This window comes from Roseateles sp., assembly GCF_031397715.1.
GTDB lineage: Bacteria > Pseudomonadota > Gammaproteobacteria > Burkholderiales > Burkholderiaceae_C > Paucibacter_A.
This window is the reverse complement of the sequence record NZ_JANNMI010000015.1, coordinates 1-23573: the sequence shown is the minus strand read 5'-3', so window position 1 is coordinate 23573 and position 23573 is coordinate 1. Positions and strand designations below refer to the sequence as shown.

Below are 23573 nucleotides of genomic sequence, written 5' to 3'. Positions count from 1 at the left end.
CGCGTCTCGGCTGTGCTGCAGGATCAGGCAGGGTGTTTTCATGTGGGCAAGGTCTGCCCGGTTGTCGGTAAAGAAAGTGGCTTGGGCAAACACGCGCGCCACCAGCGGGTCGGTGGAGCAAAAACTCTCAGAAAGGGTGCCCGCCACCGCGCCGGCTCCCGATTGCCCAGCCACCATTGGGGCCAGATAGCTGGCCCAGCCCATATAGTTTTGATCCATCAGTGCGAGCAAGCCTTCCAGGTCCTCGCGCTCAAAGCCACCGAGATACTCGGGCGGGTGGTTCAAAAAGCAAGGCGAAGGCGCCACCAAGACCATGCGCTCAAACAAGCCGGGCCTAGCGATGGAGGCCAGCATGCCGATGCTGCAGCTGACCGAATGGCCCACAAAAGTCACGCCCTCGCTGAGCCCGAGGGCATCACACACGTCCAGCACGTCTTGTGCGTAGCCGTCCAGGCTCGCATAGCGGCGTTTGTCGAAGGCAGCCAATTCGGACTGGCCGCTGCCGACATAGTCAAACAGGATCTGTTGATGACTGCCCGCGAAAGCCGGCGTGATGAGGTTCCACATTTGCTGGCTGCAGCCAAAGCCGTGCGCGTAAAGCAGGACGGGGCCAGCAGCCCCCAGCACTTTTACGTTGTTGCGCTTGAGGGCGTCCATAGCAGAATCCTTAAAAGATCATTCAACATCCCCGTGATTGTGCGGGCTGAACGAAAGTAGGCAGCCGAAAATTGCGACGCGAACTTGACGTTGACCACCCAGACGGTGAGCGGCACTGCGACGCGCCAGTTGAAAAGGGCTGCTTTCAGCGAGGGCCTCAACAAAAGCGGCCTCAGCGGAAGCCAAAAGCGGCCACACCCCCCGATAACTAGATCCGCCAAAGTTCTCCGTAGGCCGGCGGTTTGGGCCAAGCAGCAGCAGTCGGCAAGACCTGACCCTGCTCGTTGACCCAACGCCTGGCCAACATCCAGCCACCATGGCTGACCACCAGGCAGCCCTGCTGCGGGTGCCAGTTGCCGGCACGCTCAAGCAGTTCCGCAAGTGATTCGCCGCCGCCCGGTGCGTAGCTGACAAAGTCAGCCACCCAGGCATCGACCTCGGTGCGCGCGATGTGGTCCCAAGCGCGGCCGTCCCAAGCACCAAAGTCCAGCTCCAACAGGGCCGGGTCTTGATGGTGTTGCCAGCCCCAGGCCTTGAGCCAGGCAGCTACCTCGGCACAGCGGCGCAGCGGCGAGCTGTAGATGATTTTGGGCAGGTGCTCGCGCTGCGCCAGCTTCTGAATCCGCCTGGCCAAGCGCTTGGCGGCCCGCCAATGCACCGGCAGATCGGTGCCGGCGCCGATGCAGCGGCCCGCAGCACCCGCGGGGCGGGGATGCCGCCAGACCCGCAGGCTTTCAGAAGACATGCAGCAGCGCCACAAAACTTAGCAACACGCCAAGTTCCACCACCTGCTGGGTGGCACCGAGGTTGTCGCCGGTGTAGCCGCCCAAGCGGCGGTCCAGCCAGCCCTGCATATAAAGCGTTAGCCCGGCGGCACTCAGCAGCGCCAACAACACACTGGGCAATAAAAACGGCATCAAGAGCAGCAGACCGATGCCGGCCGCCACAACCCAGGCGAAAGCGACACTCAGCGTCACACCGTTGGCTTGCGTCGCCAGCGGCTTGGCTTTTGCATGCTCGGCGTCGCCGGCATAGCTGAGGCTGTGCATCAGCCAGACCGGTGCGGCGCGCGACGCAGCGTGGGCCCAGATCGTCAGCAACACCGCCAGTTCGGGGCTGGCTTCAACCAGTGCGAACAGCGCCGCCGCCTTCAGGCCCAGCATCAGGATCAAACCGAGCGAGCCATAGCTGCCGATGCGCGAGTCCTTCATGATGGTCAACGCCCTCTCGCGGCTGACACTGCCACCGAGGCCGTCGCAGGTGTCGGCCCAACCGTCTTCGTGGAAACCGCCGGTCAGCCAGACACTGGCGGCCATGCTCAGGCCCACGGCGATGGCCGGCGGCCACAGCCACAAAGCCAGCCAGAGCACCGCGGCGGCGAAGGCGCCAACGAACAAACCGATGGCCGGGAAATGGCGCGCGCATTGCTGCAACCAAATGGGCTCGAACCCCACCCAGGCCGGCGTCGGGCAGCGGCTGAAAAACTGCAAAGCGATGAAGAAAAGGCGCAGTTCGTGCAGAAGAGGGCGCATAGGAGGAGGCAGCTGCGGGTGCGACGGATGGTTCAATAGAGGTAGGAGCGGCGACAGTTTACGTGGTGGCCGCGGGTCAGAATGCACCGCCTGTTTAGCGCATCAAAGGCCGCGTCATGACAGCACAATGCAAAAAAGCGTTGCCGTCGACGGGCGCAGTCTGTGGGTGCATCGACGCGCCTTTCGGTCTTGCAGGCCGGCACAGCCCAGCGAGCGCACATCCACCATTTAATGCCCTGCGGTCAGGGTTGGAAAAAGTCCATGAATCTGATCAGAGGTTTGACCATCCGTCGAAAATTGCTGTTGCTGACCATCATGGTGGTGCTGGCAATGAGCATCCCGGCAGGCTTTCAAATCAAACAGGGCAACGAGCTGCTGCGGGTTACGCAAGCCGAGCTGGACGGCATTGAGCCGGCCCGCCAACTGATCAAACTGACCCAATTGACTCAGCAGCACCGCGGCCTGTCGGCGGCTGTGCTGGGCGGCAATGGCGCCTCAAGCGGCCCGCGCGACAACAAGCAGGCGGAGGTCAAGCAGCAGTTTGAGCGCCTGACGCCGATGTTGGCGCCGGCCAGTCTGCCCGAACCGCTGCGGCGCGACTGGGCGGCCGCCAAGTCGGCTTGGACCAGCCTTGACGCCGATGTGTCCGGGCGCAAGCTGACGGCGGCCGAAAGCAGCACCCAGCATGCCAAGCTGATCGCGATGTATTTCAGCTTGCTTGACCAACTGATCGATCAATCGGGGCTGATCCTGGACCCCGAGGCGGCGTCCTATTTTCTGATCAATGCGGCGCTGCTTAAATTGCCCATTGCCACCGAGGCGCTGGGGCAAGTGCGAGCCCGCGGCACCGGTTTTCTGGCCGAAGGCAAGATCAGCCCGACGGGCCAATCCACTCTGGCCGGCCTGCTGCAGCAAGCCAGCGAATCGCATACCGCGGCGGTCGTGGCGTTCCGCAAGAGCTTTGCCGCCGCGCCTGAGTTGGAGCGCAAACTGGCCGCCAAGGTGGCGGCTCTGGAAGCTTCAGTTCAGGGCTCGCTGACCTTGACGAAGCAAGAGTTGATCGATAAGGAAGAGTTGCAACTCCCGCCGGCTGAGTACATCGCCAGCTACACCCAGACCATCGACGCCATGTTCGGCGTCGGCGAACTGGCCACCGCCGAGTTGAATGAACTGCTCACGCACCGCGTTGATAACTTGCACCTAGCGAATTGGACCGTTTGGGGCTTGCTGGCGCTCTTGGGCGCCTGCGTCTATTGGGCCGGGCGCAGCATTTCGCGCGCCATCACAGGGCCGCTCAGTCAGGCCGTCGTGCTGGCACAGCAAATCGCCGAGCGCGACTTGAGCGGCGATTTGACCAGTCAGAGCGAGGATGAGATCGGCCAGTTGGTGAAGGCGCTGTTGAGTATGCGCGACAGCCTGCGCGGCGTGGTCGGCGAGGTGCGCGGCAATGCAGCCCAGGTGGCCACCGCCTCCAGGGAATTGGCGCAGGGAAATAATGATTTATCTCAGCGCACCGAGCAACAAGCCTCGGCGCTGGAGCAAACCGCCAGCTCGATGGAGGAGCTGACCGGCACCGTGCGCAGCAATGCCGGCGAAGCCGCCAGCGCAGCGCAGCTGGCCCAACGTGCCAGCCATTTGGCCACGCAGGGCGGCGCGGCGGTGCAGCAGGTGGTGGACACCATGCGGGGGATCGAGACCAGCAGCCGCCAGATCGCTGACATCATCGGCGTGATCGACAGCATCGCCTTCCAGACCAATATCTTGGCGCTCAATGCTGCCGTCGAGGCGGCCCGCGCCGGCGAACAAGGGCGTGGTTTTGCCGTGGTGGCGTCCGAGGTGCGTGGCCTGGCCAAGCGCAGTGCCGAAGCCGCCAAGGAAATCAAGCAGTTGATAGACGCCAGCGTCGTGCGGGTGGATGGCGGCGTCAAGCTGGTCGTTGACGCCGGCAGCACCATGCAGCAGTCGGTCGACGCCATCCGCAGCCTGGCCGCCATGGTTGAGCGCATCAGCACCGCCTCGGCCGAGCAAAGCAGCGGCCTGGTGCAGATCAATCAGGCGGTCACCCATATGGATGATTTGACGCAGCAAAACGCCGCCTTGGTCGAGCAATCGGCCGCCGCCGGTCAAAACCTGCAGGACCAAGCCGAGCGTCTGCTGAACCTGGTGGGAACCTTCAAGATGGCCGACAAGGGCACGCCGGGTTATTGAGGCAGACGGCAGACGGCAGGCGACAGGCTCCTAGGGATTGTGCGAAAGCCGTGGATTCGATTTTGGCCACGCTTTTGGCGACCGATAGACGGAATATTTTTCGAAGACTTGCCCGCTGTGTGATGGTTCTCGATCAATCAATCAATCAATCAATCTTGCTTGCTGACCCCGGCGGACTCGAAGCTGGCCATCTCGCTCAAAATTTTGCAGGCTGATTGCAGCAAGGGCCAAGCCAGCGCAGCGCCCGAGCCTTCGCCCAGGCGCAGGCCCAGGTCCAGCAGTGGCTCGGCGTCCAGCGCCTCCAGCATCAAGCGGTGGCCCGCTTCCATCGAGCGGTGCGCAAACACGCAGCGCTCCAGCACGGCCGGCTGCAGCCGCGCCGCCACCAGCACGGCCGCACCGGCGATAAAACCGTCGACGACGATGACGCGCCGCTCCAGCGCTGCCTGCAGCACCGCGCCGACCATCATCGCGATCTCGAAGCCGCCAAAGCCCGCCAAGGCTTGCAGTGGCTCGACAGCAAAGGCGTGCCGTTGCAGCACGGCGCCCAGCGTTTCGATCTTGCGTTGCAGGCCCGCGTCATCCAGCCCAGTGCCGCGGCCGGTGCACTGCTCGATGGGCAAGTTCTGCAGGCGCGCCAACAGCAAGGTGGCGCTGGAGGTGTTGCCTATGCCCATCTCGCCGAGCAGCAAGGCGTTGCCCGGCCGCTGGGCCAGCAGATGCTTGCCGGTGGCGATGGCTGTTGCGCATTGCTCGGTCGTCATCGCCGGTTGTTCCGAACTGTCGGCCGTACCGGCTGCCACCTTGGCGATCACCAGTCCGGCGCGCGGCGCGAACTCATGCGCCACGCCGGCGTCCACCACGGTCAGGCTCAGGCCATGTTGGCGCGCCAGCACGCTGACTGCCGCGCCGCCGGCGAGGAAGTTCTCGACCATCTGCCAGGTCACGTCGCTGGGGTAGGCCGACACCCCTTGCCGCGCCAACCCATGGTCGCCGGCAAACACCATCAGCTGCGGCTCGCGCAACACCGGCGTCTCGCTACCCAGGATCAGGCCGATGCGCAGCATCAGGTGCTCCAGCTGACCCAAGGCACCGAGTGGCTTGGTCTTGCCGTCGATGCGGCGCTGCAGCGCAGCTTGAAGGGTCAGGTCTTGCAGCGAGGGGATGGTGGGGATCAGGTTTTGCATAGGAGTTGGGTTGAATCAAGTGAGCAGGCCCATCAGCACGCCGGGCTGAAAGTGCTTGTCTATATAGGCGGCCAGGCCGTCGAAGACCGTGTCCAGGCCGGGCTGCTCGGCGCCGAACAAGGCGCGCATCACGCTGTCCTGCTCGAACAGGCCATGGGCATAACAGCCCAGCACCTGGCCCTGGCTCCAGCCAATCGGCTCGCCCTGTTGATTGCGCACGGCGACGGTCGCGGCGGCCATGGCCGGGTGCTGGACGGTGCGGCCATGGTGAATTTCATAACCGCCAGCCTGCACGCCATTCAGCGGCGACCAAGCACCGGTCAGGCCACCGAATTGCAATCGGCAAGGGCTGAGCAGCTTGTCGCGCTCGAACTGGGTCACCAGCGGCAGCAGGCCCAGACCGGGCGCGTTGCCGTCCAGCTGATAGGGATCGAGCAGGCTCTCACCGAGCATCTGCAGGCCGCCGCAAATGCCCAGCAGCGGCCTTGCTGCCGCCGCATGCTGGGCGATCGCCAGATCGAGCTTTTGCGCGCGCAGCCAGGCCAGGTCGGCCGCCACCGCCTTCGATCCCGGCAGGATGATCCAGTCGGCGCCCTCCAGTTGCGCCGGTGTGCGGGCCCAACTCAGGCGCACATTCGGCAGCGAGCGCAGCGGCTGGAACTCGTCCAGATTGGACATTCGCGGGTAGGCGACGATGGCGATTCGCAGCCCGGTGCCGGTGACGCTGTCGTCAAACACGCCGTCTTCCTCGGGCAAGCCATGGCCGCGCCACATCGGCAGCACCGCGACGGTGGGCACCCCCGTCAGCGCCTGCAATTGCTCCGGGCCGGGTGCCAGCAAGGCGGCGTCGCCGCGAAAGCGATTCAGCACATAACCCTTGATCAAAGCGCGCTCATGCGCAGGCAGCAATTGGTGCGTGCCGAACAAATGGGCAAAAGCGCCGCCGCGGTCGATGTCGGTGACCAGCAGGCAGGCGGCATTCGCCTCCAGCGCGGTGCGCATATTGACGTAGTCGCTGCTATGTAAATTGATCTCGGCCGGCGAGCCCGCGCCTTCGATCACGACCACATCGTTCTCGGCCAGCAGCTCGTGCAGCGCTGGGCGGGCGCGCAGCCAAAGTTTTTCGCTGCGCTCGCGCCAGGGCATGTCGGTCAACTCGCTGTCCACCTCGCCCAGCACGATCACCTGCGTGGCGGTGTCCTTTTCGGGCTTGAGCAGCACCGGGTTCATGCGTACCTCGGGCGTGCGCCGGGCAGCCAGCGCTTGGAAATACTGGGCGCTGCCGATCTCGCCCATCTTGCCGTACAGGCCCGGGCCGAGCGCCGGGCCGCTCCCAAGCGAGGCCGTGTCCCCTCGGGGGGCCGCCTGCGTACCCGCAGGCCAGGGGCACATAACCACGCGTGCGTTATTGCTCATGTTCTGAGCCTTGTACGGCGCGACCTTGAGGCCTTTGTCGGCGTAGTAACGGCACAGCGCCGTGGCCAGCCAACTCTTGCCCGCTCCGCTGGTGGTGCCCAGCACCATCACTGCTTTGGCTGTCATTGAATGATGTCCTTGATTGCTTGTTGCAAAGCCATTTGAGCCAAGGGCGATTGGGTTGATAGCCGCAGCCAGCCGGGCAGGCCAAACGAGCTGGCGTCGCGCAGCTTGATGCCGCGTTCGCGCAGCGCAGCAAGCAAGTCGGCTTGTTGGGGTTTGGCCAGCCAGAAGTTGGTGCTGGTCGGTCTTTGCTGCTGCCAGCCCAAGTCGGCCAGCAAGGCGTGTTGAGTGTCTCGCCAAAGGCGCAGTTGCAGCCTGACCTGGCGCAAATGCGCTTGGGTTTCCGCGCTATGCCAGTGCATCAGCAGAGCGACGCCTTCGCTGGACAAGACCCAGCTTGGCGCGACATGGCGAGCCTGTTCTGCCAAGGACTCCGAAGCGGGTGCCAGCATAAAGGCGGCGCGCACGCCGGTCAGGCTGAGTGCTTTATTGGGGCAAATCAAGCGCCAGGCCCGCTCGGCCAAGTGCGGCGGCAGTTGGCTGGCACCCATCAGTCGTAGCGGCTCATAAGCGCTGTCGACGGCCAAGCTTGATCCGCTGCGCTGCAGCGCGGCGTCCAAGGCCAGCCAGTCGTCGCTGCCAAGGCTGTCGCCGGTCGGGTTGCAGGGCTCGCAGACCCACACCAGCGCGGGCTCCGCCAAGGCCAGGCACAGTTCGGCCACGTTGGCGTAACGGTGTACTTGCAGGCCCAGGGCCAGGGCGGCCGCTGCATAGTCACCAAAGCCCGGCTGCGGCACCCAGACCTGGCGCAGGCCGCTGAGCATGGCTGCAAGGCTGAGTCGGCGAATTGCCTCGGCGCCGCCCGACGCCGGCAGCACGCGTGCAGGATCCACGCCCTCGGCCGCGCCCAGATATTCGCGCAAGACCTGATAGTCAGGGTCGGGATAACGGCCGCGGTCGGCGGCCAAGACCGCGTTCAGCAAAGCCGGCGGGGGACCGAGCGGACTGGCATTGCTGGAGAAATCATGCATGGGGGCGGGGCCGCTGTCGCTGCCGCCGTGCTCAGCAATCACAGCAAACCTCGCAGCGCGGCGGCACCGCCGGCAAGCGGGGCGGCGCAGATCAGCAGCGCTCTGAGGGCCAAGCCTTGCGCCCGGGCCAAATCGCCGGGCGCTACCTCGGCGCCGGCTTCGTTCAGCACATAGACGCCCGGCTTGGCCAGGCGGGTGTTCAAGATCAGAGCCATCGCCGCCATCGGCCAGCCGCTGTTCGGTGACGGCGTGTGGCGGGCTTGTTGTACCAGTGCCGGCCATCGCTTGAAGTTGAAACCCAGCAGGGCCAAACCGGTGATGCGTGCCGGCAGCCAGGACAGCAAATCATCGGCACGCGCTGCCCATTTTCCGGCCCATTCCCACTCACCCCGGTAGCCCCACATCGCATCGGCCGTGTTGGCAAAGCGATAGATCGCCGCCCCCGGCAGGCCCGCCAGCATGAACCAGAACAAGGGTGCGACGACCGAGTCGTTGAGGTTCTCTGATAGCGTCTCGATGGCCGCCTCGCGCACCTCAGCCGCGCTCAAGTTGGCGGTGTCGCGGCTGACCAAGCGGGCCAAACGCGCGCGGCCGGCCGGCAGCGATTCCGCCAGCGCCGCCTCCACCGCGCCGACCTCGTCGCTGAGCATTCTCCAGGCCAGCAGCGGCTTCAAGAGTAGGCCCAAGAGCAGCGCACATCCAGCCAAACCTAGCCAGCCTTCCCAGGGCTTGAAGGCGTAGATCAGCGAGGTCTCTAAAACCGCCGCCAGCAGGCCGACATTGATCGCGCCGACGCACCAGATCAGGGCCCCGGCGCTGAAAGCTGCGGCCGGTGCCAGCGTCAGCAAGCGCTTGGAGAACAAGCCCAGAAACCAGCCCATCCCGACGACCGGGTGCCAGCGCGCCGGCGGCTCGCCAAAGATGCGATCAACGACCAAGGCCGCCAGCATTGCGATGGGCAAGAGCCAGGCCATCAGTCTTCGATGCCGCGCTGCGCCGGCACGCCGGCCTTGAAATGATGTTTGACCATCAGCATCTCGGTGACGGTGTCGGCCAGCTCAATCAGCTCGTCCGGCGCGTTACGTCCGGTCAGCACCACATGCACGTGGGCGGGCCGCTCGCGCAGCGCTTGCAAGACCGGCTCCAGCGGCAGCCAGCCATAGCGCAGCGGATACATGATCTCGTCCAGCACGACCAGAAAGGTCTCGCCGGCACGAATCGTGGCTTCCGCCTTGACCCAGCCGTCGCGGGCCAGCTGGGCGGAATGCTCCAGGTCCTTGCTCTTCCACGAGAAGCCGTCGCCCAGCCCTTCGATCGGCACGCCTAAAGCTTCAAACATGCGGTGCTCGCCGAAGCGGGCGCTGGGCACCTTCATGAACTGATAAATCTTCACCGTCTTGCCGCGCCCATGCGCGCGCAGGGCCAGGCCGAAGGCGGCGGTGCTCTTGCCCTTGCCGTTGCCGGTGTGGACGAGGATCAGGCCGCGCCGCTCGGCCGTGGGGATCACGCGTTCGCGGTCGATCGGGGGTTGTTCAATTTCCATGACTTGTTCTTTCCGGGCCGTCGGGCCAGTAATCGGTGTACATCATTTGATCCAGTGGACGCGGCTCGCGCCAGCCTTCCAGCGTCAGCATCGGTGCTGGGTAAAACTCATCCACTGCGCCTAAGCAGAGCAGGCCCAGCGCCTGCGCGCCGGCCGGCAGACGTAGCAAAGCGCCGACCTCGGCGGGCTCGAACATCGAAACCCAGCCAAGCCCCAGATTCTCGACGCGGGCGGCCAGCCAGAGGTTTTGCACCATGCAGCCGACCGACGCCAGCGCCATTTCGGCGGCCAGCGTTCGACGGCCAAACACGGTGCCGTCGTCCGGTGCCAGCACCAGGGCCAGGATCTCGGCACAGTCCTTCAGGCCCTCAACCTTGAGGCGCATGAATTCATCGCTGCGCGGTCCCAAGGCCGCAGCCGTGGCCTGACGCTCAAGCTCGACGCAGGCCGTCAATGCCTCGCGCAGGCCGGCATCGGCAATCCGCAGCAAGCGCCAGGGCTGCATCAAACCGACCGACGGCGATTGATAGCCGGCCTGCAAGATGCGCTGCAACTGGGCCGCTTCGACCTGCTCGCCGGGCTTGAAATGGCGGCAGTCACGCCGCGCGCCCACCAGCTCGTAAAAGTTGGACTGCTCGGCCGCGCTGAAACGATATTGGGGGTTCATGTGCGGGTTCCTTGCAAGCGTTGGCGCGGCACCTGGCGACCTTGCCAGGCGGCGCCCAAACTCACAGCCAGGGCCATCGCGACCCAGGCCAGCGCTTGTGAAATCTGCGCGGGCGCTGTTGCTTGCTGGGCGGGAGCAGGCGTTGCTTGGGCCTGCAAAAGCAGGCCGCGTTGGGTGGGCGGCGTGGCTGCTGATGGCTTGATTTGGGGTGCCGGTTGGGCGGCGACAGCCACCACCGCCTGCTGCAATTGCTCCGCGCTCCATTGCCGCACGGCGCTCAATTCCTGGTGCAGCGGGGCGTCATGCGTCAAGGCCTGATAGGTCGCGGCCAGCTCGCTGCGGGTCGCGGCATTGGGCTTCCAATAGCCCAGACGCTCGGCTTGCACCATCCGCTCCAGCGCCTGCGCATAGGCTTGTTTGTTCTGGTTCAGCCATTGCGGCAGGCCGAGATTTTGCTTGTCACGCACCAAGGTGTCGTAAAGGCTTTGCCAATGGTCGGGCCGCACCGTCTCGGGCGCCACCGCCTGCCAGCCCCAGGCGAATTGCACCGCCTTCAGCACTTGCAGCGTGCCGGCGTAACCCTCGGCCTTTTGCGCCTTCAACCAACCCGGATGCAGATAGCGGCTCTGCATTTCGAGTGCGATTGAGCGCGCGGCACTTTCGGTCTGGACCTCGCTGGCGTCCTGCAACTGGCTGACGTGCAAACTCAAACCCTGAGGCCGGCCGGCCGCCTTGGCCGCCGCCGACAAGCCGCCCAGATACTGAAACGGATCATCCGAGCTGAGCATCGCGTACAGATGCGAGCTGCGCGACATCAGCGCCGCGTCGGTCTGTTTCAGGTGCGCGCCGAGCGCTTGTCCGGCGACGGCCGGTTGACTCAGCTTGAGCGGCTCACCGTTCAGATAGGGCTGGCTCATGCGCTGCAAAAACAACTGGCCCAGCCGCGCGTCATCGGCCTTCAAACCATTGGCCTGCACGGCGTCCGAGACGCCGGTGCCGTAGTCTCCCGTCGCATTGCCAAACACTCGGGCCTGGGCGAGCGCTTGAGCCTCGACTTTGTTCAAGCCCTTGCCGCGCAGCTCGGCCGCGACCTTGGCGGTGTTGCGATTGATCGCGTTGTCGGGCTCGGCGGCGGCGACTGCGGCCACCGCCTGATCCAGCAGCGTCATCAGCGCCGGGAACTGGTCGCGGTAGGAGCCGGTGATGCTCAGCAACACGTCAACGCGCGGCCGGCCCAACTCGCCCAAAGGCAGCACGCGCACGCCGGTCGGGCGGCCGCTGTCGTCCCAAATCGGTTGCACGCCCAAAGCGGCCAGCGCCTGGCCTTCCATCAAACCTTGGTGGCGCAGCGTCTCGCCGGCCCACAGCGACAAGGCCAGGCGTTGCGGCGCTTTGCTTCCCTGCTCGGCATACCAAGTCGCGAACAAGGCTTTCGCGACTTCAAACGCTTGCTTGGTCGGCAAACGACTGGGGTCGAGGCCGACCAGATTGCGCCCCGTCGGCAGGCTGTCGGGGTTGCGGATCGGATCGCCGCCGTAAGCCGCCGGCACGAAGCGGCCGCTCAAGGCACTCAAGAAACCGGGCAATTCGCCTTCGGTCGCCAACTTTTCCTCCAGCTCCTGTGCACGCAGGGCTAACTTCAGCAGCGCCGGCGTGTCGATAGCCTTGCGGGCCGCGCGGTTAGGGACGTAACCGGCTACTTCGGCGGGCCTGAGATCCAAGTTCGATGCGGCCACGGCGTCTTGCAAAGCCACTTCCAACCAGCGCGCCGGCCGGGATGTGGCCACGCCTTGATGGTTGATCAAAAAGGCCTCGTCGATGTCCTCGCCCAAGGCATCGATGAGCGGCTGGCGCAGCACCTGCAGAATCGTGCCGCGTCTTGCGGCGGCGTCCGGCACCTGACCGAATACCGCCAGCCCCTGCGGCTGTGAGCTTTGCGCCAGGCGGTCCAGATAGGGATGCAGCAGCTCCAAAAAGCCGCTGAAGTTGGCGCTGATCTGCGCGGCCGTCCAGCCCAGGTCGCGGTGCAGCTGGTGCTCGACAAAGGCCGCCACCATCTGGCGCTCCAGCGCCATGCGGGTCGGGCCGGCATCGACCGTTTCCCACTCGTGCATCAGCTCGTGCATGGTCGCCATGCGGGCATTAAAACCGGCCGGCGCGAAGCTGGGCGTGCGGTGGCTGATCATCAGCGCGCGGCCGCGCCGCTTGGCCGTCAGCGCCTCGCCGAGGTTGTCAACGATATAGGGGTAGACGACGGGCAGGTCGCCCAGCGGCAGCAGCGCTTCGTCAAACACGTCCAGTGCGCGCAGCTTGCCGGGTGCCCATTCCTGCGTGCCGTGGGTGCCAAAGTGGATCAGCGCGTCGGCCTTGAATTGCAGCCGCGCCCACAGATAGACGGCCAGATAGTGATGCGACAAGGGCGTCTTGCTTTTGTGCATAAACGGGTCCTGGCCCTGGCGCAGGGTTTCCTCGCGCGGCGGTTGCGGCAGCACGACCAAGTGGCCGCGTTGCAGGCGCGGAATCACGAACACCTGTGTGCCTTGCTGCGTGACGATGTAGCGGCTGCTGGCCGGCTCGCCCCAGCGTGCCCTCACACGCTGTTGCAGCGCAAGGGGCAGCGAATTGAACCAGGTCTGATAGTCGGCCAAGGGCAAGGCACCGGCCTGGTCTCGGGCCAATAATCCCGCCAGATCTGCGCCGGGGTAGTAGGCGGCGATCAGCGGCTTCAATTGGGCAATCCACTCAGCCTCGGCCAGCGGCTCGACCCGGTAGCCGGCCGCCAAGAGCCCGTTGCTCGTGCTCTCCAGGCTGCGCGGCACGTTCAAAAAGCTGGCCCCGAAATGGTCGCCGCCGGGCGGGTAGTTGTAGACAAAGGCAACAAGCCGCTTGTCCGCCACCGGCTTGGTCTGCAAGGCGATCAGGCGGGCCGCCTTGGCCGCCACCGCGTCGGCCTGCGGCCCTATCAGCTGCGGCTCGCGCCCACCTTTGGCATGCGCCACGACCAGCACGGGATCGATCGCCCCGGCCGCCTCGGGCTGGGCAAAGTAAAACGGCAGATCGCTCTGCGGCAGGCCGGTTTCGCTGGCGGCCCAGGCTGCCGCGTCGCCTGTGCGGAACGGTTGCGTCGCCAGGACCGGTGCACCCCAGCGTATGAACAGCGGCTGCATGGCGCCGGCCTGCGGCAGCAGCGCATGGGTGACGATGACGCCGGCGTGCAAATGCCCGGGCGCGTCTTCCATCAAGGCCGCCAGCGAGTCGCCCGCCAGGTGTGAGCTGAAGACTGCGTAAGCCAGCAGGCCCTTGGCCTCGAAGCGGCGCAGCCAGTCATCGACCCAGGCGGTTGCGCCATGTACGAAATGGTAGCGGTGCAGCAGCAAGGCGACGGCCGGGCGGTGGTCCCCACGACCGTCGGCCCAACGCCTTACCTCAGTGGCATTGGCGAATAGCTTGGGGGCATCCGGGTGGTAGAGGCCGCGCTGTGCCAGCAGAGTCGGGGGCGCGATATTGATGAGGGGCTTGCCGTCCATCTGCGCCTGCGCGATCGCAAACGCCGTGGCGGTATTGCTTGGCCCGCCGGCTTGCAAAAAGGCCCGCAGCGAGTTGTCGTTAGGGCCAGGTTCACCGGCGGTGATCCAGATGACGTTCTTGGCCGGCAGCTTGGTGCCCAGCAAGGACTTGAGTTTGGCCTCGACGCTGGCGTGGGGCGCGTCGATCCAGATCATTTGCGCACGCTTGAGGCTGGCCTCAAGCGTGCGTGTTTGGGTCGCGTCCAGCGCCGTGCTGCGCAGCGGGTAGTCCAGCGCCATCAGCTCGAAGCTGGCCTTGGCGGCCGCGCTTTCAATCAAGGCATGGCGGGCGGCGGGCGTGATGTCCATGCTCAGCCAGAGCAGGCGGGGCGGTGTGCTGGCCGCTTGCGAGAAGGGCGCGAACAGACCGAGCAGGAACAAGAGCAGGAGTGCTCTCAAGGCTTGGCCTCGGGCACATAGATGATGTTGCCGTCCTTGAGTTGGTAGGCGACGCCTGCCCGCACGCCCTGGCCTTCGCTGCTGCCGCCATTGCCCTTGTACTTGATCTCTTTGCCGTCCTTGCGCACGATGATCTCCATGTCCGGCTCACCGGGGCGCTTGATCACCGTGGTGTTGTCGGCTTGTTGCTGTTGCAAGGCGACCGCAGTCAGCAAGGCCACCACCAACACTAGAAAGACGTCGACCAGATTGACGGCCGACAGCATCGGGTCATCGTCTTCTTCGGACAGAATCGACAGGTGTTTCATGCGCGGACTCCTGCCGGGCCGCCCCAAAGGAGTCCGGCACCCCCTCGGGGGGCAGCGAACGAAGTGAGCGTGGGGGCGGTCATGCCTTGGACCTGCTCATGCGGATCGCCACCAACTCGGTCATCAACCAACGCCGGCGCACCGAATACACGACCAGGCCGACGGCGGCCGCCGCCAGCGCCAAGACCACGCCGGCAAACGCGCCGCTGAATACCGCCAGCGCTTGTTGGCCTTGGCCGGCTGCCACGCTTTGCAGCGCGGGGCCGAGCGGCACCATGGTGGCGATCAGGCCCAACAGCGGGCTGACGCGGCCGAGCAGACGCAGCGGCTCTAACTGGCGGACCACCTGCAGCTCTAGGTGCTCCAGCGGCGTGTCGGGTGCGTGACGCAGCGCCTGGAAGGCCGGGTTGCGCCAGCGCTGCACGGCCTCCATCAGCACCGCGCCGACCGACCAGAGCGCGAACACAAAACCCAGGCCGACCAGGCACAGCACCGGCCACAACAGCGCTTGGGCAATTTGGGAAAACCCGGCTTCAAGAAACATAGGATTTGTCACCCAGGAAAAAGGCGGCAATAGCTGCCGGGTTGGAGGGGAAGTAATGGTGTATGTAGCTGGCGCGCAAGCTGCCTTGCTGATACAGCGCTTCAGCCGCTTTGCCGGCATTGGGATTGCTGGCGGTGGCAATGGGTGCTAGCGGCGTGGCCAAGTTTGAGTAGTGAAAGGTGTGGCCGCGCAGCGGGCTCCCTTGCTCGCACTCTGGCCAAGCGATGCTTTGCAAACCCAGGGCCGAGAGCTTTCTTTGCATCATCGCCTGGCCGGGCAAAATGCCGGCCATCGGGTGCAGCCGGCCGGCGCCATCGGTCAAGGACATGGCCAGGCACAACATGCCGCCGCATTCGGCCAACAGCGGCTTGTCTGCGGCCAGATGCCGGCGCAGGTCGGCAAAAAAACTCGGATGTTGGTTGAGGGTTTCGGCGTGCAGCTCCGGGTAGCCGCCCGGCAGCCAAAGCGCGTCGCAGTCCGGCAAGCTCTGGCCCTGCAGCGGCGAGAAGGTGAGCACCTCGGCGCCGAGTGCGCGCAGGCAATCCAGATTGGCTGGATAGATGAAGCTGAAGGCGGCGTCTTGGGCGACCGCGATGCGCTTGCCCAGCAGGAGTGGCGACGTGGCGAAGACTGGCTGAGGCTCGAAGCGCACGGCCTCGAACTCGAAGCCTGGCGCGACGGCCGCACCCCAGGCATCGGCCCAGCCGTCCAGCAGTGCGTCCAGCCCCGGCAGTTCGATCGCCTGCACCAGCCCCAGATGGCGCTCGGGCAAGGTCAGCGAGGCATCACGGGGCAGGGCGGCGATCAAGGGCAGGTCGTCCGGCAGGCCTTCGCCGACCATCACGCCGTGACCGGCGCTGCCGACGCGGTTGGCGACCACGCCGCATAACTGAATATCGCTGCGGAACTTCTGCAGGCCCAGCGCCAGCGCACCGAAGGTCTGCGCCATCGCCGAGGCGTCGATGACGGCCAGCACCGGCAGGCCAAAAGCGGCGGCGAGGTCGGCGCTGCTGGGCTTGCCGTCGAACAAGCCCATCACGCCCTCGACCAGGATCAGGTCAGCATCAAGGGCCGCCTCGGCCAGCAGCGCACGGCAATGCTCCAGCCCGCCCATGAAGAGGTCGAGTTGATAGACCGGGTGGCCACTGGCGCGCTGCAAGACCATCGGATCCAGATAGTCGGGGCCGGTCTTGAAGACGCGCACCTTCAGGCCAAGCCGTGCATGCCAGCGCGCGATCGAGGCCGTAACGCTGGTCTTGCCCGAGCCGGAGGATGGGGCGCTGATCAGCAGCGCTTTGCAGTTTTTTTCTTTCATGCGTTCAAGGCCAACCAGCGCCCTTGCAAGGGCAGGATCAGCAAACGGTTTTGGAACACTTGCTGCAGCGCCGCATGGGTGCTCGGCTCGTGCGGCGCACCTTGATGAACGATGTGGCCGCCGTCCATCACGACCAGCACATCGGCCTGCAAGGCGATATTGAGCTCGTGCAGCACGCTCACCACGGCGACGCCGGCACCGGCCAGTTCGCGAGCTATCTGCACCCAGTCGCTTTGGTGCGGTGGGTCCAGATGGGCCAGCGGCTCATCCATCAAGAGCACGCTGGCGCGCACGGCCAGCGCTCGCGCCAGCAGCACGCGCTGGCGCTCGCCCCCCGAAAGGCTGGACAGCGCACGCGCGCGCCAGTCCCAGCTCTGCGTTTGGCGCATGGCCCGTTCGACCTCGGCGTGGTCTTGCGCGCTGGCCGGCGCCAACCAGGCTTGGTGCGGCAGCCGGCCGAGCATCACCACATCCTCGGCCGAGAGATCGTCGGCGCTGGTCTCGTTCTGGCCTAACCACGCAAGCACGCGGGCCCGCTCGCGGCTGTGCCAAGTCGCCCAGCCACGGCCCTGCAGGCTCAGCTCGCCGTCAAACGGCAAGAGCCCGGCCAAGGCGCTCAGCAGCGTCGACTTGCCCGCGCCATTGGGGCCGACGACCGCCGTCCAGCAAGCCGGCCTGACGTCCAATTGCAGCGGCTGCAGAATCGTCTTGCCGCCGAGTTTCAAACCGCACAGTCGCAGACTCAGCATGGCGCTCATCGGTGGCCTCGCAGGCTTTGCGGGCGGCGGTGCATCAGCCAGAGCAGATAGCCGCCGCCGAGCAGGCCGGTGATGACGCCGACCGGCAGCTCCTGCGGCGAGATCACCCAGCGGGCCAGGATATCGGCCGCCAACAGCAGCGCGCCGCCGGTCAGCGGTGCTAACAGCAACAACCTGCGGTGCGTGATCGGCCCCCAGCTGCGCACCAGATGCGGTGCGACCAGGCCGACAAAGGCGATCAAGCCGCACTGCGCCACCGCCGCGCCGGTGGCCAGCGTCAGCGCGGCGATCAGGCTCAGGCGCACCATTTTCAGGCGCACGCCCAGCGAGCTGGCGGTGGCTTCGCCCAAGGAGAGGGCGTCCAGGCTGCGGCTGCAAGCCAGCGCCACAGCCAAACAAAGCACGAACACGACGGCCATGATGAGCACGGCGTTCCAGCCGACAAAGCCGGTGCTGCCCAACATAAAGGACAGCATCGCCCGCATGATGTCGGGGCTCATCAACGTGATCAGCGACGAGGCCGAACCCAACACCATGCCGACGACCACGCCGGCCAGCAGCAGCCGTATCGATTGTTCGGCACCGCGTGCCAACAGCAGCGTCAACAGCACCGCCAGGGTGGCACCGGCAAAGGCCGCACCCGTCATGCCGATGCGCAGCGCCAGCGCGGTGGCGGCGGGTGACATGCCAATCATGGCCAACAGCAGGGCCACGCCCAGGGTCGCGCCGGCCGAACAGCCGAGCAGATAGGGATCGGCCAGCGGGTTGCGAAACAGGCCCTGCGCGATCGCTCCGGCCAGCGCCAACAGCGCGCCGGCGAGCCAGGCGCCGATCGAGCGCGGCGCGCGGATGTCCCAGAGGATCTGGCGCATAGCAGGGTCCGCTTGTTCAAACCAAGGGCTCCAGCCGGTGCTGCCGATGGCCAGGCCCAGGCCCAGCAAACCGAGGCCGAGCAAGAGCAAGAGCCAGGGCAAGGCCGGAGCGATGTTTCGTTGGCTCAACGCATGCCTCCGGGCGGCGCTTTGAAGGGGGTGGTCGGCAGCGCCACCGGGCCGCTGGCGGCCTCGCTCAGGCAGCGCGCCATCAGTGCGGCGGCTTCGGCCATGCGGGGGCCGGGGCGCACCAGCATGTCCGATTCGGCCGGCACCCAGACGCAGAGTTTTTGATCCTTGACGGCGCGGATATTGCCCCAACCGGGCCGCTGCGGCAGGCCGGGCGCGCTGCGCTGGCCGACCATGATGACTTGCGGGTCGGCGCGCACGACGAATTCGGGGTTTAGCTTGGGGAAGGGTCCGAGCTCGGCCGGCACGATATTGCGCGCGCCCAAGCGGGTCAGGATTTCACCCATAAAAGACTGCGTACCGGCGGCATAGGGCGCGCTGTCGACTTCGTAATAGACCAGCAAACCGCGCGCGGCGGGCATGAGCGCGGCGGCTTGCTTGTTGATGGCTGCGTCGATCTGTGTCCACAGACGCTTGGCCTCATCGGGCTTGTTCAGCAGCTGTGCCAGCGTCGTCATCACGCGCTGCACATCGCCCAATGTTTTGGGTTCCAGCGCCACCACCTTCAGCCCCAGCGCTTCGAGCCGGTCGGTCAGGCGCGAGGAGATCGCCAGCACGATCACATCGGGCTTCAGCGCCACCAAGGCCTCGATGCTGGTGTCCTCCATACCGCCCAGCTTGGGCAGAGCCATCGCGCTGGCGGGATAGTTGGAGAAGCGATCGGTGCCGACCAGGCGCGCGCACTCGCCTAAAGCGCAGATGGTCTCGGTCAGTGAGGGCAAAAGGCTGACGATGCGTTTGGGCACCTCGGGCAGGCTGACGCTGACGCCGCGATCATCTTTGATGGTGATGGCGGCCTGGGCCGAATGGGCCAAGCACGACAGCAGTGACAGGAGAGACAGAATTTTCTTCATCAAACAGGTTTCTCCACGCTGCGGGTCCAGGCCTGGCCGGCCACCATCAGGGTCAGGTCTTGACAGCGCAGGGCCACTTGCTGATTCAAGCGCCCCAACTCATCGACATAAAAACGCGCCTCGCGGCTCATCGGCGAGACGCCCCAGCCGACCTCGTTGGAGACAAACAGCACCGGCGAAGCCAGACTAGGCAAGACATCCAGCAGCGCCTGCAACTCGGCCTCCCAGCCGGCCAAGTCAGGCTTGCCCGACATCGGCATCAACCAATTGGTCAGCCACAGAGTCAGGCAGTCGACCAGCAAGAGCCGTTTTGGATCAGCATTAGCTTGGCAAGCCGCAGCCAGCTGCAGCGGCGCTTCCACCGTGGCAAAACCGGCGGGCCGGTCTTGCTGGTGGCGCGAGATGCGCGCTTGCATCTCGCCGTCCAAGGCCCGGGCGGTGGCAATGACCGTCACTTGATGGCCGCTGGCAGCCGAGCCCCAAGCCAGCGCCAGCCGCTCGGCCTGGCGTGACTTGCCGCTGCGCTGGCCGCCGACGATCAGCTGGTGCTGGGCCGCCATGCTGCTTACAACGAAATGCCGTGACGCAGACCGATGAAGATCTGGCGCGGTGCGCTGGCGTAGCCGCCGGCCGTTTGATAGGCCTTGTCGAAGGCGTTGTCCAGCTTCAGCTGCAGCTGCAGATCGCGGCCGAGCTTGTACTGCGCGTCCAGACCCAGCAAGGCATAACCGCCCAAACGCTTGGTATTGGCCGCATCGTCATAGCGCATGCCGCTGGCCAAGATCTGCGCGCCCAGCGCCCAGCCGCCCAGATCGGTGTCGGCTCGCAGCACGCCGTGCTGCTTGCTGCGGCGGGCCAGCAGCTTGCCGTAGTTTTTGTAGCCTGCGCTGTCGGTTACATCCTTGGGCGATTGCAGGTCGAGCGAGCCGCTCAGGCGCACGCCGCTCAGGGCGGTAGCGGCCGTCAGGGTCAGGCCTTGCAGACGCGCCTGGCTGACGTTTTGATAACAGCCGAACTCGCTCTTGCACAGGCCGGGCGCGCCGAAGATGATCAGGTTGTCGACCAGATTGCGGTAGACGGTCAGGCCCAGCGCGTGCACGCCTTGGCTGAACTTGAGGCCTACTTCGGCGTTCTTGCCTTCTTCGGGGATCAGCTTGGGGTTGCCGTAGTCGCTGAAACGTTGGTATAGCGAGGGCGCGCGGAAGGCGGAGCCGACCGACGTCAGCACGCGCCACTGCGGCGCGACCTGGTAGCCGATGGCCGCGGTGCCGGTTTCGCTGCCGCCGAACTCGCTGTCCTTGTCATGGCGGCCGTGTAGTTGCAGCGAGAGCGGACCCGTTCCCCAGATATAGCCGGCACCGATGGCGTCTTGATGGCGCTCAGCCTTGCCCGGCGTGGGGCTGGCGGACAGGCCGGTGTTGTCGAGCCGGTCTTCGCGGCGCTCCAGCAGGCCGTTGAGCTGGCCGCCGCCGAGCTTGTAGCTGCCGCCCAGGGCGTAGCTGCGCAGCTTGGTCTCGGTCACGTAGGGGCTGGGCCGGGTTTCGTAGCGCTCCATCGATTCGCCGACGCTGAAATTGCTGTTCAGCTCGGGGCTCCATTGCGCCGACCAGCCGGCCCGCAGGGCGCGGGTGTCGGAGATGGTCTGGTCATCGGTCTTGGGCTTGGGCGTGGCATCGTAGTCGGCGTCCACATGGCTGACCAGGCCGGTCAGGTCCAGCCGGTGGGCGGCGTTCAGCTGGGCACCTAGGCGCAGGCTGGCGTTGCGGTTGCGGTAGCCGTCGTCGTCGGGCGTGTATTTGGGGTCGTTGAGGACGGGGCGGGCGTTGAAGCCATTGCTTTGCTCGCCGGCCACCGAGAGGGCGTAGTCGAACATGCCACTCAGGCCACTGATCGCTGCGTCCATCTTGACCAAGCCGCGGTTGCCGGCGCCGACGCCCAGGTCGATCTGCGGTTTGCTGTCGCCCTTGCGGGTGAAGATCTGCACCACGCCGCCGATCGCATCCGAGCCCCAGATCGCGCTGGCCGCGCCGCGCACGATTTCGACCCGCTCGATTTGAGCCAAAGGAATCGCTTGCCAGGAGGCGCCGCTGCTGGCTTGGGAATCAATCCGCTGGCCGTCGATGATGACGACGGTGTGGCGGGTGTCGGCACCGCGCACAAACATGCTGGTGTTGGCGCCGGGGCCGCCGTTGCGCAGCATCTCGAAGCCGGGCTGGCTGCGCAAAAGATCGGCCAGGCTGCCGATCGCCTGGCGCTCGATGTCGGCGCGGCTCAGTACGGTGACGTCGGACAGCACCTCGCTCAGCAGTTGCGGGCTGCGGGTCGCGGTCACGACGACGGCGCCGAGCTTGTTGGGGCCGGGGCCTGGGTTGGTCTGCGCTAGCACGGGGTTGTGGAGCAGGCTGGCCAAGAGTGCCAATGCGAAGGGCGCCTTCACGGCAACGGGCGCGCGAAAGTCGGGGCGTGCAGCACGCCGAGTAAATATGTTCATCAGGGATAGGACGCAAAAAACAACCAGGAATCAGCTCACCCGCTGAAATCCTGTGGAACGGAATGCCTTGGCCAAAAAAGGCCGCAGCTCTCCACGTTGTTGGCCGGTATCCGGGCTGGTGGAGCGAAACCTGTGTCCTTCCCAGCGCTTGAAAAGCACCAGTGGAATATTGACAGGCCTTGAAACGCTGATGCGTTCCGTCCACTTACCGTTGCGGGGACAGCTCAGTTTGGGCTTGCTCCGTGGGAGCGTTGCCGTTCTGATTCCCGTTTAACTGCGCAGATTTGAGGTTCTGCGCGAGCACCAACAGCGGCCGATTCTAACCGGCCTGAGTGGCAGTCTTTGTCGGCGGCTTTGGGTGTTTTGGAGGTTTCGGTGGCTTTGGGGACTTGGCAGACGCGGGCGCTTGCGCCTTGGCCGCACTGGCCGCCGCGGGCGTCGGCCCGAGTGGCTTGAGCCCGTCAATGCCGACGACCTTGTTATTGCGCCGGTCTGCTTCGGCCTCCTTTTTTAGCCGGGCTCTTTCCAGGTCATTGGCGCGCTTGGTGTCGGCCGCGACCATGTCCTTGCTGGCTTGGGCTTGCCCGGCGCTGGGCTGGTCAAACAGCAGCTGCGAAGCGCTCGCTCCGGCGTTGGCCGGGCAGGGCGAGTCGCGCAGATCGCGGCCATCCGGGCCGCAGCGGTAGATCGGGATGGTCCGAGTTTTTGATTGCGCCGCAGCTGCGCCGACATAAGCCGTTAGCACGGCTGCCAGCAGCAGCAGGGGCGCAAGCTTCATCAGGGGCTTTCGCTCAAGGCCACTGGCTTCTCGGGCTTTGGCCGCGGCGGCTTGGCGTGGATCTTGGCCAAGGCCTTGTCCAGCTGACCCGCCAACATCAGCTCCACCGATTGCATCGATTTGGCTATGCAGTCCTCCAGCAGTTGCCGCTCGGTCAGCGGCGGCTTGCGCAGCACATAGCCTGCCACCTCGTCTTTGTGCCCGGGGTGGCCGATGCCCAGACGCAAGCGCCAGAAATTGGCCGAACCAAGTTGGGCCTGCATATCTTTTAAACCGTTGTGGCCGCCATTGCCGCCGCCCTGCTTGAACTTCATCTGGCCCGGCTCCAGGTCCAGCTCGTCATGGATGGCGAGAATTTCTTCGGGCGCAATTTTGAAAAATCTAGCCAAGGGTGCGACCGATTTGCCGGATAAATTCATGAAGGTCATCGGCTGCAACAGCCAGATCGGCCCCGCAGCACCTGGCGCGTTGTTGACGCGGGCACACAGGCCGTAGTAATTGCGCTCGACCTGCAGCGAGGCGCCGAGTTTGCGAGCCAGCTCATCAATCCACCAAAAGCCCGCGTTGTGGCGCGTGTGCTCGTATTCACTGCCTGGATTGCCGAGGCCAACAAAGAGTCGAATCATGTCGTGAGTTTATGGCCGTAGCCGGGTGTGTGAGTAGGCTTTCAATGCAAAAAGGCCCCGCAGAGCAGGGCCTTTTGAACATACAAGGAGGAGGAAGAATTACTTATTTCTTCTTCTTCTTCTTGCCGTCGTCGACGGGCGCTGCGGCAACCACGATGACTTCTTCCGCCACTGGATCAACCGGCGTGGCAACCACCGGGTTTGGCTTGCCGTGCGTGACGACCTTGACGCCGGCTGGCAATGTCAGGTCATTGATGTGCACCGAGTGACCCTTGGTCAGGCCGGCCAGGTTCACCTCGATGAACTCGGGCAATTGCTTGGCCAAGCAGGTGATCAGCAATTCGGTGATCACGTGATTGACGGTAAAAGAGTCGGTCTTGACGGCGGCCGAGGTCTCTTCGCCCACGAAGTGCAGGGGCACCTTCTTGGTGATCTTGGTCGTGTCGTCAACGCGCTGGAAGTCCGTGTGCAGCACTTGCGGCTTGTACGGGTGCATCTGGAAGTCACGCAGCAACACTTGCTCGACCTTGCCAGCCAGTTCCATTTCGAGAATGGTGCTGTGGAAGGCT

General features: G+C 65.2%; 22 protein-coding genes and 1 riboswitch. Of the genes, 1 reads left to right on the top strand and 21 read right to left on the bottom strand.

The annotated features are described in order from the left end of the window. The 3 genes from RMO57_RS00725 to RMO57_RS00715 all read right to left on the bottom strand — a co-directional run. Window positions 1-657 (bottom strand): alpha/beta hydrolase (locus tag RMO57_RS00725; RefSeq protein ID WP_310383324.1); only part of this gene is annotated, 657 nt, incomplete at its 3' end. A gap of 208 nt (window positions 658-865) precedes the next feature. Next, window positions 866-1402, bottom strand: a complete 537-nt coding sequence (locus tag RMO57_RS00720; protein ID WP_310383323.1) for a histidine phosphatase family protein — start codon at window positions 1400-1402, stop codon at window positions 866-868. Further along, the gene (locus RMO57_RS00715; protein ID WP_310383322.1) at window positions 1392-2189 is read right to left on the bottom strand and encodes an adenosylcobinamide-GDP ribazoletransferase; all 798 of its coding nucleotides are present in this window, start codon (window positions 2187-2189) and stop codon (window positions 1392-1394) included. The genes RMO57_RS00720 and RMO57_RS00715 overlap by 11 nt, the downstream gene beginning before the upstream one ends. Window positions 2190-2450: 261 nt before the next feature. On the opposite strand from RMO57_RS00715, the gene RMO57_RS00710 reads away from it, so the two are divergent. Continuing rightward, window positions 2451-4397, top strand: coding sequence for a methyl-accepting chemotaxis protein (locus RMO57_RS00710; protein WP_310383321.1), 1947 nt, complete (start codon window positions 2451-2453; stop codon window positions 4395-4397). A gap of 149 nt (window positions 4398-4546) precedes the next feature. Here RMO57_RS00710 and cobT read toward each other — a convergent pair whose 3' ends face one another. The 18 genes from cobT to RMO57_RS00620 all read right to left on the bottom strand — a co-directional run. Further along, window positions 4547-5584, bottom strand: a complete 1038-nt coding sequence (cobT, locus tag RMO57_RS00705; protein ID WP_310383319.1) for a nicotinate-nucleotide--dimethylbenzimidazole phosphoribosyltransferase — start codon at window positions 5582-5584, stop codon at window positions 4547-4549. 15 nt (window positions 5585-5599) lie between these two features. Next, window positions 5600-7126, bottom strand: a complete 1527-nt coding sequence (locus RMO57_RS00700; protein ID WP_310383317.1) for a cobyric acid synthase — start codon at window positions 7124-7126, stop codon at window positions 5600-5602. Next, complete coding sequence (locus RMO57_RS00695) at window positions 7123-8094, bottom strand: aminotransferase class I/II-fold pyridoxal phosphate-dependent enzyme (RefSeq protein WP_310383316.1); 972 nt, start codon at window positions 8092-8094, stop codon at window positions 7123-7125. The genes RMO57_RS00700 and RMO57_RS00695 overlap by 4 nt, the downstream gene beginning before the upstream one ends. A 38-nt stretch (window positions 8095-8132) precedes the next feature. Continuing rightward, complete coding sequence (gene cbiB / locus RMO57_RS00690) at window positions 8133-9068, bottom strand: adenosylcobinamide-phosphate synthase CbiB (protein ID WP_310383315.1); 936 nt, start codon at window positions 9066-9068, stop codon at window positions 8133-8135. Next, complete coding sequence (gene cobO / locus RMO57_RS00685) at window positions 9068-9637, bottom strand: cob(I)yrinic acid a,c-diamide adenosyltransferase (RefSeq protein WP_310383312.1); 570 nt, start codon at window positions 9635-9637, stop codon at window positions 9068-9070. The genes cbiB and cobO overlap by 1 nt, the downstream gene beginning before the upstream one ends. Next, window positions 9627-10304, bottom strand: coding sequence for a 5,6-dimethylbenzimidazole synthase (gene bluB, locus RMO57_RS00680; protein WP_310383310.1), 678 nt, complete (start codon window positions 10302-10304; stop codon window positions 9627-9629). Before bluB ends, cobO begins: the two co-directional genes overlap by 11 nt. Continuing rightward, window positions 10301-14269 carry a cobaltochelatase subunit CobN gene (gene cobN, locus RMO57_RS00675; protein WP_310383308.1) on the bottom strand — a complete coding sequence of 1323 codons (3969 nt, stop codon included), beginning with the start codon at window positions 14267-14269 and terminating at the stop codon, window positions 10301-10303. Before cobN ends, bluB begins: the two co-directional genes overlap by 4 nt. Beyond that, window positions 14266-14577 (bottom strand): DUF2149 domain-containing protein, encoded by a 312-nt coding sequence (locus tag RMO57_RS00670; RefSeq protein ID WP_310383307.1) that lies wholly within the window; start codon window positions 14575-14577, stop codon window positions 14266-14268. Before RMO57_RS00670 ends, cobN begins: the two co-directional genes overlap by 4 nt. A 79-nt stretch (window positions 14578-14656) precedes the next feature. Continuing rightward, window positions 14657-15121 carry a MotA/TolQ/ExbB proton channel family protein gene (locus RMO57_RS00665; protein ID WP_310383306.1) on the bottom strand — a complete coding sequence of 155 codons (465 nt, stop codon included), beginning with the start codon at window positions 15119-15121 and terminating at the stop codon, window positions 14657-14659. Next, the gene (locus RMO57_RS00660) at window positions 15111-16436 is read right to left on the bottom strand and encodes a cobyrinate a,c-diamide synthase (protein WP_310383305.1); all 1326 of its coding nucleotides are present in this window, start codon (window positions 16434-16436) and stop codon (window positions 15111-15113) included. Before RMO57_RS00660 ends, RMO57_RS00665 begins: the two co-directional genes overlap by 11 nt. Next, window positions 16433-17194, bottom strand: a complete 762-nt coding sequence (locus RMO57_RS00655) for an ABC transporter ATP-binding protein (protein WP_310383303.1) — start codon at window positions 17192-17194, stop codon at window positions 16433-16435. Before RMO57_RS00655 ends, RMO57_RS00660 begins: the two co-directional genes overlap by 4 nt. Next, complete coding sequence (locus RMO57_RS00650; RefSeq protein ID WP_310383302.1) at window positions 17191-18195, bottom strand: iron ABC transporter permease; 1005 nt, start codon at window positions 18193-18195, stop codon at window positions 17191-17193. The genes RMO57_RS00655 and RMO57_RS00650 overlap by 4 nt, the downstream gene beginning before the upstream one ends. Continuing rightward, a complete protein-coding gene (locus RMO57_RS00645; protein WP_310383300.1) occupies window positions 18192-19109 on the bottom strand; it encodes an ABC transporter substrate-binding protein in 918 nt (305 codons plus the stop codon). The genes RMO57_RS00650 and RMO57_RS00645 overlap by 4 nt, the downstream gene beginning before the upstream one ends. Further along, window positions 19109-19669 (bottom strand): bifunctional adenosylcobinamide kinase/adenosylcobinamide-phosphate guanylyltransferase, encoded by a 561-nt coding sequence (gene cobU, locus RMO57_RS00640; RefSeq protein WP_310383299.1) that lies wholly within the window; start codon window positions 19667-19669, stop codon window positions 19109-19111. The genes RMO57_RS00645 and cobU overlap by 1 nt, the downstream gene beginning before the upstream one ends. A gap of 5 nt (window positions 19670-19674) precedes the next feature. Next, window positions 19675-21600: a TonB-dependent receptor plug domain-containing protein gene (locus tag RMO57_RS00635; protein ID WP_310383297.1), complete on the bottom strand. Its 1926-nt coding sequence runs from the start codon at window positions 21598-21600 to the stop codon at window positions 19675-19677. Window positions 21601-21683: 83 nt separating this feature from the next. After that, a riboswitch (cobalamin riboswitch) is annotated at window positions 21684-21923 on the bottom strand. Continuing rightward, window positions 21920-22378, bottom strand: a complete 459-nt coding sequence (locus RMO57_RS00630; protein ID WP_310383295.1) for a hypothetical protein — start codon at window positions 22376-22378, stop codon at window positions 21920-21922. (Overlaps the previous riboswitch by 4 nt.) Then, on the bottom strand, window positions 22378-23004 hold the full coding sequence (gene pth / locus RMO57_RS00625; protein WP_310383293.1) for an aminoacyl-tRNA hydrolase: 627 nt from the start codon (window positions 23002-23004) through the stop codon (window positions 22378-22380). The genes RMO57_RS00630 and pth overlap by 1 nt, the downstream gene beginning before the upstream one ends. Before the next feature lie 103 nt (window positions 23005-23107). Continuing rightward, window positions 23108-23573, bottom strand: a 466-nt coding sequence (locus RMO57_RS00620) for a 50S ribosomal protein L25 (RefSeq protein ID WP_310383291.1), incomplete at its 5' end; no start/stop codon positions are given.